The sequence below is a fragment of the Methanomethylovorans sp. PtaU1.Bin093 genome, from assembly GCF_002067275.1.
Lineage (GTDB): Archaea > Halobacteriota > Methanosarcinia > Methanosarcinales > Methanosarcinaceae > Methanomethylovorans.
This window is the reverse complement of record NZ_MVQX01000049.1, coordinates 24,159-34,563: the sequence shown is the minus strand read 5'-3', so window position 1 is coordinate 34,563 and position 10,405 is coordinate 24,159. Positions and strand designations below refer to the sequence as shown.

11 protein-coding genes and 1 pseudogene are annotated in these 10,405 nt (G+C 42.7%); 10 read left to right on the top strand and 2 right to left on the bottom strand.

From position 1 onward, the window contains the following. Nucleotides 1–13 precede the first annotated feature (13 nt). A pseudogene (locus A4E24_RS05730) lies at nucleotides 14–441 on the top strand (hypothetical protein); the annotation flags it as partial. 113 nt (nucleotides 442–554) lie between these two features. Here A4E24_RS05730 and A4E24_RS05725 read toward each other — a convergent pair. Continuing rightward, nucleotides 555–917, bottom strand: coding sequence for a hypothetical protein (locus tag A4E24_RS05725; protein WP_292352326.1), 363 nt, complete (start codon nucleotides 915–917; stop codon nucleotides 555–557). After that, a complete protein-coding gene (locus A4E24_RS05720; protein WP_292352325.1) occupies nucleotides 907–1,701 on the bottom strand; it encodes a hypothetical protein in 795 nt (264 codons plus the stop codon). The genes A4E24_RS05725 and A4E24_RS05720 overlap by 11 nt, the downstream gene beginning before the upstream one ends. 161 nt (nucleotides 1,702–1,862) lie before the next feature. On the opposite strand from A4E24_RS05720, the gene A4E24_RS05715 reads away from it, so the two are divergent. From A4E24_RS05715 to A4E24_RS05675, 9 genes are all read left to right on the top strand, one after another. Further along, nucleotides 1,863–2,672 carry an archaellin/type IV pilin N-terminal domain-containing protein gene (locus A4E24_RS05715; RefSeq protein WP_292352324.1) on the top strand — a complete coding sequence of 270 codons (810 nt, stop codon included), beginning with the start codon at nucleotides 1,863–1,865 and terminating at the stop codon, nucleotides 2,670–2,672. A 29-nt stretch (nucleotides 2,673–2,701) separates the two neighbouring features. Beyond that, nucleotides 2,702–3,484 carry an archaellin/type IV pilin N-terminal domain-containing protein gene (locus tag A4E24_RS05710; protein WP_292352323.1) on the top strand — a complete coding sequence of 261 codons (783 nt, stop codon included), beginning with the start codon at nucleotides 2,702–2,704 and terminating at the stop codon, nucleotides 3,482–3,484. An 89-nt stretch (nucleotides 3,485–3,573) separates the two neighbouring features. Next, nucleotides 3,574–4,230 (top strand): hypothetical protein, encoded by a 657-nt coding sequence (locus A4E24_RS05705; RefSeq protein ID WP_292352322.1) that lies wholly within the window; start codon nucleotides 3,574–3,576, stop codon nucleotides 4,228–4,230. 33 nt (nucleotides 4,231–4,263) lie between these two features. Further along, nucleotides 4,264–5,211, top strand: coding sequence for a hypothetical protein (locus tag A4E24_RS05700; RefSeq protein WP_292352321.1), 948 nt, complete (start codon nucleotides 4,264–4,266; stop codon nucleotides 5,209–5,211). A gap of 21 nt (nucleotides 5,212–5,232) precedes the next feature. Continuing rightward, nucleotides 5,233–7,203, top strand: a complete 1,971-nt coding sequence (locus A4E24_RS05695; RefSeq protein ID WP_292352320.1) for a histone deacetylase — start codon at nucleotides 5,233–5,235, stop codon at nucleotides 7,201–7,203. Between the two features lie 247 nt (nucleotides 7,204–7,450). After that, the gene (locus A4E24_RS05690; protein WP_292352319.1) at nucleotides 7,451–7,582 is read left to right on the top strand and encodes a hypothetical protein; all 132 of its coding nucleotides are present in this window, start codon (nucleotides 7,451–7,453) and stop codon (nucleotides 7,580–7,582) included. Nucleotides 7,583–7,729: 147 nt separating this feature from the next. After that, complete coding sequence (locus A4E24_RS05685; RefSeq protein ID WP_292352318.1) at nucleotides 7,730–8,647, top strand: GNAT family N-acetyltransferase; 918 nt, start codon at nucleotides 7,730–7,732, stop codon at nucleotides 8,645–8,647. A gap of 138 nt (nucleotides 8,648–8,785) precedes the next feature. Next, nucleotides 8,786–9,373 carry a hypothetical protein gene (locus tag A4E24_RS05680; protein WP_292352317.1) on the top strand — a complete coding sequence of 196 codons (588 nt, stop codon included), beginning with the start codon at nucleotides 8,786–8,788 and terminating at the stop codon, nucleotides 9,371–9,373. A gap of 42 nt (nucleotides 9,374–9,415) precedes the next feature. Then, entirely contained in the window at nucleotides 9,416–10,399 is a 984-nt protein-coding gene (locus A4E24_RS05675) for a hypothetical protein (protein WP_292352316.1), read from the top strand. The last annotated feature ends 6 nt before the right edge of the window (nucleotides 10,400–10,405 follow it).

The window sequence follows — 10,405 nt, the reverse complement described above, 5'->3', positions numbered from 1 at the left end:
GGATGATTGTGTTTTGTCAAATAAGTACTTAAAGTTTGTTGATACAGCTCTAGCTGTATCAGGAAAATCACACCTGCCGATCTATAGTTGCAAATATTCCAAAAGAACATATACACAACACTAGCTATTGGCTCTGCTTTTGCTGAAAGGATATCTCAATATGGACTACAGGAGTATTGTTGAACTTGTAGAATTAATGGACAAATTGAAGCTGAGAATCGGACTAAAACAAGTTCCATATTATACTATACCATTAAATCATAGATTTAATGGGAGTTCCAGATTTTGATCTGGAACTCTCTTCACAAATTCGCTACAAGAATTAAATCAGTTATATTCCGATCATTGTTACAACACACACTAAAACTCTTCTACTCCTATAGTGAAAAAATATATGTCACTGCTATTGATCCAAATGGCTTTACAAGTGCTCATTTCAGTTAAGACCCGGGACCTTTGGTCCATAGTTCTAAAGCAATGCTTTTAGGCGGAAGAATAAGTGATTGTTGCGGGTCGATATTTTCCAGATCATTGATAAATCACTGGAAGCTGCTTCAGGGCATTCTCTCGATAATATCTCCCATACGTTTTGTCTTCTTATAGAAATCAGTGGTATCTTTGAGGAAATTGGCAGCTATGATCCCTTTGTCAGTGATGGTATATCCTCCTCTTTTAACCTTCTCGACCAATCCCTCCAGTTGAAAGACCGTTTTCATTTTGCTTCCAATACTTCCTTTGTCAGCAAAGCGGTCAGTATACTCCCTTATATCAGCAAACTCTGTAACTTTTCCTTCGTTCTTGTTGAGAACAAGCAGGATAAGTCTATATTGGATATCTCCTGGGCCTTGATTGATACCAAGCGATTGGTAGAAATCAGCAACTTTCTGTTCCATTTCTACATCTATCTCAAAGGCCATTTTCGTCCTCCTCTTCATCCTCCTCTTCATCCTCCTGCTCATATTTCTCATTCTGAGATGCCTTTATTCCGAGTGTTCTTTGCAATGTTGTTGGGGGGAAATAAGCGAGGAATGCCAGAACGGTGCCAATAAGGACAAAGATCCTTGATGCCATTTGCATTACATCTATATCAGTGATCATGTCCGTAAGCATAAAGTCAAAGACAAACGATATGGCTACCAGCGGAAGTGCTGTCCTATATCTGAGATGACGCGGCATACGTTGAAGGAATATCAGCATCATCATTCCCAGTATCATTGCTGTAGGGATCACAAAAAGTCCAACAAGATATATATTAATGGCAATATCACTGTTGATGCTGAACATTGAGGAGTATTCGGTCATAATGGGTCCAATGACACCATTAGAGTAAAGGAACGCCAGGTATGCTGCCCCAAAAAGCGTGAACAAGAAAGAGATGTATCCACTAATTTTCTGGTTGCCTGTTATCACATATAGTATAAAGAACACAAGTGGAACAGTGACCATTGAAAAAGGTACTGCTGCAAGGTTATACATGATCAGGTCAAGGGATGGATGATCTGTGGCTGCCGCTATCATACGGATAGTAGTTGGCAGGTATGTTAAGGCTACCAGTGACCAGAGGATCACTAGGGCCCATAGAGCAGGCTTACTTTTATCATTATGTTTGTGTTCACTGCTTGCAAGCACCCATGCAAAAGCGAATGAAGACACAGTTATTGCAAAACATATCGTTGCATTGAGTATCAATCCTGCTGTCATTTACATCCCCAGTTAAGTAAACAATTATATTTTATACTTTATATATATTTGTTACGCAAGAAGCATTTGAAGTTTTTAGTTTGAGATTCTCAACCACACATTATATATACTATTATTTTTATATAAAAACTCTACCAAATTATCTTATTAGAGGATTGTAGATGAAAGCAAACAAAATACTCTTTATGAAGAAAGATACCAATGCTCAGGTGGGTATTGGTACACTGATCATCTTCATTGCAATGGTGCTGGTTGCAGCCGTGGCAGCAGCAGTGCTCATTCAGACATCCGGCACTCTGCAGCAGAAAGCTCAGTCAACTGGCAAGCAGGCAACCCAGGAAGTATCTTCCAATCTTATAGTGAAGAACATTGAAGGCGTACGCGCCAAGGATAGTGCCGTACTTCTGTCATCAACTATCGATCTTTTAAGGCTGAAAGTTGGTCTGAATGTAGGTAGTCAATCCGTGGATGTGAACCAGGTAGTTATCTCTATTACTGATGGTACCACTGCCAATAACCTAGTATATGCAGGCAACTCAAAGTCATATGCGACTGTAGGTGCAGCAGATGGAGCAATGGATGGTTTTGGTGACAGTGCAGCCACAAATCTTCAGAAGTTAATTACAGCTAATACTACGGCAAGCAGTACTTTTAACAACGCCGACCATTACTTTACCGTAGATAGGATACGGGATGAAGATGCCTCTTTCTCTCAGTCTAATCCAGTGATGAACACTGGTGACCTTATAAACGTATACATAGCAACAACTTCATCATCAGCAGCTTCTGCTGGATATGACTATGTGAGTACCACGAGTACTTCAGGGGTCCTTAAACCATCCGGCCTTAACCTGGTGCCAAGGACTGTTGTCAATATCATCCTGACCCCGGAATCTGGTGTAGTGACAAATGCTGATTTCGTGACACCTTCATCCTATGGTGTTAAGGAAACAGTGCAGTTGTATCCATGATCAGGCAGTGAGCAAAAAGAGGCAATACAATGGCCAGAGAAAGATCCTCTTTAAGAGATAATACCAGTGCCCAGATAGGCATTGGTACTCTTATCATTTTCATAGCCATGGTACTTATAGCTGCAGTCGCTGCCTCTGTGCTCATACAAACTTCCGGTGTGTTGCAGCAAAAGGCACAGTCTACCGGAAAACAGGCCACTCAGGAAGTTTCGTCCAATCTGGTGGTAAAAAGCATCGAAGGTATACGGGCTAAGAATAGTTCAACATCCATGGCTGAGAACATCTCTCTCCTTAAGATGAAAGTTGGACTTAATGTCGGCAGTTCTCCGGTCGATCTTAACCAGATGGTTATTTCCATCTCAGACGGGGCCAACAATAATGATCTTATATATGGTAACAACGAAAAGTCATATGGAACTGCGATGAGTGATTTTTCAAGCAGTGCAAGCGCAGATACTAATCTGGAAAAATTGCTGACCTCTACCCAGGCTTCTCCTGGAGACAATGCAGCGTACTTTTTCACTGTGTCCAAGATCCGTGATGAGGACGTATCCTTTTCGCAAGGCTCTCCTATTATGAACACTGGGGACCTCGTGACGATCTATGTGTCAACAGTTTCAGGTGGAGACCTTGGATATACGACCATTGGCCCTGTAACTACGAGCGGTTCCCAGAAAGATTCAACTCTTGATATTGGGCCAAGAACAACGGTGAGCCTGGTCTTTACTCCGGAAGCTGGAACTGTAACAAGTGTAGATCTTGTTACTCCTTCTTCCTACGGCACCAGGGAAACCATACAATTATATCCCTAAGGTGCTATCACTTTTTTTTATCAGAAGGTGTTAATATCCCGAAAGGATCGATTCTCTTTATAGTATTGCTACTTTTAGTTTCTCAGGCAATGGCAGAAGCCGTTTATGAGAATGATGTGCAACTGGAAAAAGATGGTCTTACATTGACCATATTTGAAACATACAATTTAAGTGATGCACTTGAATTCAGACTATCTCTAGACGCTGATAACGATTCTCAGGTGACGGAACTTGAGATCGCTTCTTTTAAAGAATCATATCTTGCGTCAAGAAGTTCACAGTTCATGGAATATGTAAAGGTGAATGATGGTAATGTAACCTTGTACATGGATTCCATCTCTCTTAATTTGTACAATGCAACAGGAAATGTCACCCAGGACCCTCTTTATGTTAATACGACCATTAAATATGGTATTACTCCTGAGCTTGGGGCAGGTGAACATTCTTTGTGGATCATTGGTCATCCTCTCATAGAGAGGATGAGCATAAGCCTGCCTGAAGGCACAATACTTGTTTCTAACGATGGACTGGACAATGTCACAATAGTGAAGGATGATCCGGTAGAACTGGAAGGTAGAAGTGGTGTACGCAGCTTTATGGTGGGTAACAGATCTACATTTGAATATGCCACTACTGTAGAGTTCCGAAATCCCCACTTTTATGAACGTGGATATGTTCTGCCTCTTCTGATAGGTATTGAATTGATTCTGGTCATTTTTGTTATTTACATGAGAAGAAAGCGTTAAATAATATATTTGTGTTATTATAATATGAGTTAAATGAGATATCCAAACTTATTCCTCATATTGTTCATTTTCATTTTTTCCATCTACGTAAGTGGCTGTTCAAGCCAGGAGCCTTCAGATGCAGTGAACACCACGATCATTGAATTCCTGGAAGCTGTGAATGCAGATGACTGTGATCTGGCTTTCAGTATGTATGAAGGCAAGGATTTTCTGGTCCCTGCCAGCATAGAGATGACATTCAAGAACAAGAAATTCTCTCCAGGCGGGCTTAAAGAAGTGGTGATCACTTCACAAGAGCACACTGACAATGTTGCGGTTGCTACGGCGGAATGCACAGTGGCAAAACTCGATGGTGATGGTAAAGAGATCGAAAGAAGTCTTCTTCCTGTATACTTCAAGCTTCAGTACACAGAACTTGGATGGATCATAATCAGGGTCGCTTTCTCTGGTCCCCTTGAACTCTCTGAAGATGATCTTGTGACCATCGAGGTTCCGGAAACTCCCATTGATCCTATCACAGAGAACGCTGTGCCCATAAGTATATTTTCGGTAATGCTTTTCGGTTCTGGTATATATCTGAACCAGAAGGAAAAACAAAAACACAAGAATAGCAGCAGGACCGTGGATACCAGCAATGCTACTCCCATGCCGAAGGAATCTCTTGTCCAGTTCATCAGGATCGTTCCTTCACAACAAGTTGTGGCAGGTGGGAAGACAACTATTGATGTATGGGTAAAGAACTTCTCTCAGCAGCCATACGAGAAATTCGCTGTAAAAGCAAGATTCCCTAATACTGTGGATATCAAAGAGACCTCTCTTTTCTTCGGCTCCATACCTGCTGGTCAGGCAGTGAAGCAAAGCTGGACATTTGTTCCCAAGATGCAAGGATGGCTTGGGGTGGAAGAGCCCACCATTGTGTTCGAGTATCTGGGCACCAAATATGCCGGAACTATGGATACGGTATGGGTCCCGGTTCAATGAATGCTGATGCATGGAGGCATTGTGGTCAAGGAAGATGGAACTGGTGGTCTGGAAAAAGGATATGATGCAAAGGACGCTATGTCAAAACTTAACAAGCTGATAGCATTACGTTTTAACGATAGCTCAGAAAGTATGGTAAAAGATCAGGATGATGTTTCTCTAAGGTCTGTTGTGCAAAAGATCGTCATCTCACCAGAAAAAGGAAGTGCAGAGGATACTGTAGTTTGTACTGATCTCAAGAACTGTGCTAGTTCATCTGTAAATGATGCCGTGCCCGCTCAACAGGAGCAACGATCATCTGTTATGTCTGCAGGAACAGATCCTGGACGGGAATGGCAAAATAAACTGAGCGAATTGGCCTCCACCAGTTTTGAGGAAGTGTCATATGAGTCCTGCGAATTAAAACTTGAATGTCCCAAGCCTCTGGTGCAGCCGGACGTTCCTGCAAAAGCTTCTCTTCCTCTGTCCCATACAGTTACAAATACAAGTGCAATTGTTCGTGAGCCAGCTGGACGATCAGCGATCGATCCAAGATCGAACACAATATTGAAAAAGAAAGAAGATGCAATTAAGTCTGTTCCAGATAAGGAAAAAGAAAGTGCCGTTCTTGTCCAAAACGGGAAAGGAAGAGAAACATCAGTTCCGGACAGAGAAAAACAAGCACATTCCCCAGATAAGATCACAAAGGGCATTGCCAGGGACATGGGTGACAAGCTTCCCGTGACCGAGGACATTGTCAGCATTATGGATAAGCTGGATTCAATTGCGTCCGAAATGAAGAAGAAAGAGCTTCCACGGGTTGCAACTATGCGCATGGCAGCGGCTGAAAGGCATATTCCTCCGCAACAAACGAATAGGGATATAAAACCATCGTCCTTTGATACTCAATTAAAAGAGGCTCCAAAAGGTGATAGAGGTATACCCGCAAAAGTGGCTGTGCTCTATTCTGAAGCCCATATCGCACATTTGCCTAAAAATACTAATGTACAGGACATGGAACGTCCCGAGCGCCTTACAAGGGCCATGGATTATCTGCAGCGTAGTGGTGTTTTCGGTGAAAGGTGTGATCTTATCACAGGTAAATATCCTGTTTCAGACCAGGACCTTTTACTGGTGCATTCCGATGAGTATGTCAGGTTCGTCAGATCATACTCCCTGTCAGGCGGGGGTTTCCTGGGTGATAGTACCTACATGACATCCAATACATTTGAAGTTGCAGGACTTGCCGTGGGCTCTGCCATACAGGCCGGAGAACTTGTGTTATCAGGACAATACTCTGCATCCATGGTGATGATCAGGCCTCCGGGTCACCACGCAGGCGTGGATAAGTACAGAGGGTTCTGCATTTTTAATAACGTAGCTGTCCTGGCTCGTTATCTGCAGAAGAAAAAAGGTATCTCAAAAGTAATGATAATTGACTGGGACGCTCATGCCGGTGATGGCACTATGGAGATATTCTACAATGACCCCACAGTTATGGTGGTATCATTGCACCGTGACCCGCATGATTTCTATCCTCGCAGGGGTTTTAGTTCCCAGACCGGAGAAGGGCCAGGTATAGGTTACACTGCAAATGTGGAAATGCCTGTGGGAGCAGGAGATGAAGAATATGCTTTTGCTTTTGATGAATTGGTGATGCCTCTTTTGCATAGTTTCTCACCGGATTTTGTAATATGCAGCTGCGGGTTCGATGCCTATTACAAGGAAGAGCACATAAAGCTGAACCTTACTTCTGCAGGTTATCACATGATGGCAAAGAAGATCATGTCTGTCATGAACGGGAACTTTGTGCTGGTAATGGAAGGAGGCTATCACAAGTTCAATGGGCATCTTACTCATGTGGTAATCAATTCATTGCTTGGACTACCTGATCCTATAGCTGATACTCTTAAAGCTACGGAATATGAAAGGAATCAGCAGAGATCGGTCATGAAAGAGACAGAAAAAAAGATCTCTTATGTTAAGGAAATGTTAGGAATTCAGGACCAATAAAGAGGTAGAATGCGCAGCACAGGTGTCATATCCAATACAGATCACGAGCTTCATGATTATATGCTGAAAGGTTTTCCAAGTCCGGAAAACCCTGCAAGGTTACAAAGGATCATGCAGCATTTGAGGGATAACAAAGTACTTGAAAACAATAACTGCAAAGTTCTGAGTCCTGTAAGTGCTTATGATCCGGATATTCTGCGTGTGCATACAAAGGATTATTTTTCCTTTGTACAACTGAGTTCGCTAAATGGTGGTGGATGGCTATTATGTCATAGTTTCTAATATTTGCAGGAGATGGCGTACCATTGCACTGCTGGAGGGTGGTTATCACGATGGCATTGGCCTGCTGGTGGATGGTATTACAGGCATTGGCATGTAACAGGTATACTAAAGATGAGGTTGATCAAATGCATTTACTGGCTTCCTGCCAGAGCTCCTGCAGACGCATATTTGAGAACAAGCTAATGAACTTAAGAATTTGATGTCATCTTACTGGGAAATTTAACATATCCGATTTGGTGCTTATATGATAGATCTTGCTTGCTATGATGGTGGACTGAGGTTCTTCAAACTGAAATACCCATATGAACTTGATAAGCTTAAGATAGGCAGTTTCGATTATTTCAATAAACATCTGGGAATGAGCGACTACATGGGTAACTTTAGCAGTTGGCTCAAAAGACAATCAGTGACGCTTATAGTTGGAATAGAAGATGTCACCATCGTAGGTTGGGTAATGACAGAAAGATGGAATCAGGATGCCAGGGATGGACGGTCTGTCCACGTGCTGCGAGGGATCGAAGTGTCTCCTTCTATCTCACGTAAAGGTATCGGTAAAGCCTTATTCTTGCTAAGCTTCAAGGCCTGTCCGGGACATATGCTGACCAAGCCGGTAAACTCTGTAGCAAAGGCTTTTTTCTTGTCTCTGGGTTTCCAGGAACCGACAAAAAATTGCCCGGTGGACCTTAGTAGCTATCCTGGATATCTTATCCTTCCCGAAGGTCATGAATCAAAGAGTATTTCTACTGAACTCAAAATAAACAAAGGAGGAATATTAGAAAGCCAGAAAGAACTTTCTATAAAAGATGTATTCAGACCTGCATTTGCTTCAGTTTCTATTCAGGATCCTGAAATAATGACTTCACAGGATAGTACGGTGGTCAGAGATACCGTGGAGCATGACATATTAAAAGCTGGGTCCCAGACGGAAGCAGATGTTCATAGTGTACGACCCTCCTCTTCCGGTTGCAGTCCTATTGATCAGTTTGCTCCGGACACAATTTCTTCCAATAGCAGAGAATTTTTAAAGGAGCATAAAATGATGAGCTCGTGCAGCTGTGGTGAATACATGACACATAAGTATGCTGTCTCAGGCAGTTTTCCAGGTTTTCTTTTTATATGCACTGCATGCGGAAATGAAAGATATTTCTTAAAAAATAAGTGATATCTTTACTTTTCTGTTTTTTTCTGTTTCACGTTTTAATTTGCCTCACTAACCGGCAAACGAATAGAAACTATTTTATTAGAACAATACTATATATTATATTATTATAATTTAACACTAAATATATACAGGGAAAATATGGCACAGGAGCAAGGTATTGCAAAAGTAGATCTCAATTACATCTTCAAGGCTGTCATTATGGGAACTTCCCTTTACTCTGATAACTGGGAGAAAGGAGTACTTTATCTCACTAACCTTAATCTATGGTTCTCGGAAGGTAAAGGCTGGTTCACTATTCCACTCAGGAACATCACTATGGTGGGAAGAGAGGTTCCAAATACCATTCGCCTGAAAGCGCAGCGTGGCATAGGTACGATCCATGTGCTGATCATCGACTACCTGCAGCCTTCCAGTGTAAGCGCTGATTCATATGCATCATCAGTGGCGTTGTTGGGAGGTAATGAAGCAGTGATTAACACTTTGAAAGCTTATCTCCAGCCAATGTGTGGCACTCCCCCGAGGTCTCAGTCCCTTTCTGATATTGACAAGAAACTGCTCTATATGCTCTACACAGGGATCAATGATATGAAGAAACTTTCCTTCCTTATAGGGACAGATAATGAGACCCTTACTGGCAGTTTTAAGAACCTCAGGGATCAGGGACTTTGTGACACAATGGGAAAACTGACCCAAGAGGGTATGACAAAGCTCAAGGAGATGATGTAATGGTTATCTCTCATATATTTTCTTTAGCAGGAGGGTTCTGATATGAGCGATATGCCTCCGGGATTGCCTCCTTTTATGACCTCACAGGCAGGTGGTCCTCCGCCAATGGCTTCAGGTGGCAGTTTTGCTCAGTCTCTTGGTGCTTTTGGTACCATGTTGAAGATACAGGAAACGATCAGCACCAGATTCCCGATCTCAAAAGTACCCTGGAAAGATACTCGTGTTTTCCTGCGTGCGCATACCATAGAATCGATCAGGTCCACTCCTTTGTATGGTTTTATGATGCGCTTGTTCAAGGATGTCGGTCTGGGGGACATGCAGCTTATAGGATATGCGCCTATGCATTATGTGTTCGCAGTTCCAGGCTGTCCTGTTTGTAACATCTATCCTGCTCTCCATAACCAGAAAGTGTGCGTAGCTACCACGGATGCTTTGCACCGTTTCTTCAAAGAGGAGCTAGAGCTGGAATGTATGGTCGAGGAAACAGAATGTGTAAAAGACAGTGGAGCAGTTTGTAAGTTCAAGGTATCCTTACAGCCCATTTCTGCATATCAGGTACTCCTTGATGAGAATGACAGATTGATCCTCTCCGGTAAACGACCTCCGGCTATGGAACAGTCTGAGCTTGTCAGCAGGGTAGAGATACTTACCATCTATAAACTTCTTGATAGAGGCAAGCTTTCTGACATCGGTGAAGCTTACATGCAATTTGCGGGCAGTATGCCGGTAAAAGAAAAAATATTCGATCCCCCATGGAAGACAGCAGAGGAGCTCAGATGCATTATTTCCAAGCATGGTGCTTTTGGCGCTGCTTTTGGGGAAATGGCTTCAAAGGTACAGTCTGTGCCGTCCCCTGCTCAAGCGGTGTCGCAGGCTCCTTCTATACCGTCTGCACCGTCTGTATCGCCATCATCATCTGTTCCCCCCGCTCCTTCGCTCCAGGAACAGGCATCGAAGATCAAGGATGAAGCAAAGAATGCAGGAAGCTTTGCTGAGCTCATAGCGAAGATGAAAAAACAAAACTGAGGCTTG